Genomic DNA, 1,231 nt, shown 5'->3' on the forward strand with positions numbered 1-1,231 from the left:
CTTTTCAACTCAGAATTTTTTCCGTCTGAGTAATTTTCCGCCATTACTTGCAACGGTTTTGTATATGGCTCGTAGCGTGCAAATTATAAAATTATTTTCGGATGAAGCACAAGCCGAATTTTTTAATTTTTCTTATTATCTTTTTTTTAATAAGTCAAATTAAAAAATTTGGCGGACTAGCAAATATACCTTAACTTCGATTAATCAACTCACTAGCTATGAGCTATATACGTTGTTGCCCACAGTTTTTATTCGGTCATCCAATTCATTAAATCTTCTTCATTTACTATAGACCAAGAATGTGGATGTCTTTCTCCATTTTCTCGATAACCTCGATTTTCTGTTTTTATAAGTTCAACATTTGTATTTCTAAATTCAGTTTTTAATCTGTCCGAAAGTTTTTCAATGTAAAAAGCGTTTAAATCCTCAAAATCGTTTTTTCTGTTTTCTTTCCACCATTTCAAATCAGGTTCTGTGTAAAATCTGATTTTTAGATTTTTCAATCCTCGCAAGTTCTCAATATTTTGTGTTTCGTAAGTAAAAGGCGAGTTTTTTTCATAATTAGCTATTCCGTTTTCAGGATTTCCAAACTCTTTGTCAAAAAAATCCTTTATCCACATCGCTTCTTGAATGGACGGTTCTGCAAAGTTCATTTCCAAGTTCTTTTTTGCAGTTTTATAAAGTGCTAAAAGGTCAATTGGTGAGTCCACTATAAAAAGACCTTCGGGTTGAATTGGGCTTTTATTCTCTACAAGGTAATCGCTGATTAATAGGCTCACATTTCCGCCACTTGAAAAACCACCGATGAATATATTTTCCTTGGTGAGGTCGTTTTGAGAAATTATTATTTCTAATTGTTCTGCTAATTTTTGTTTTTCGGTTGGATTTAAGAACAAATGTTGGTTCAAATTCATTGCTAAAACTGAAAAGCCGTTTTTAACACTAATATCCTTAATTTTAAATTCGCTTAATGTGTTTTCCGTGTCGCAAGGGAAACAAGGAAATAATATCAATAATCCTTTTTGATTTTCAGCTTTGATTAATTCAAATTCCGAAGTTTTAATAATTTCAGACGTAGGTATTTCAGTCGTATTTTTTTTTTCGTTTTGTCCTTTGCAAGACATTGTAATCAAAGCTAAAATTATGATGTATTTCTGCATTTTTTCAAATTGTGGGCAACGGCTTTGTGCATGATTTCGTTAAGGAAAAGAGCGCAGCGCTTTTCCGAATT

The 1,231-nt window shown here is 32.0% G+C and carries 1 protein-coding gene; it reads right to left on the reverse strand.

What is annotated here, in order from left to right; all coding sequences use genetic code 11:
* Positions 1-248 precede the first annotated feature (248 nt).
* Complete coding sequence (locus P2G10_RS12730) at positions 249-1,133, reverse strand: hypothetical protein (protein WP_275316975.1); 885 nt, start codon at positions 1,131-1,133, stop codon at positions 249-251.
* Positions 1,134-1,231: the final 98 nt, after the last annotated feature.

This window comes from Tenacibaculum bernardetii, from assembly GCF_029125915.1.
Classification (GTDB): domain Bacteria; phylum Bacteroidota; class Bacteroidia; order Flavobacteriales; family Flavobacteriaceae; genus Polaribacter; species Polaribacter bernardetii.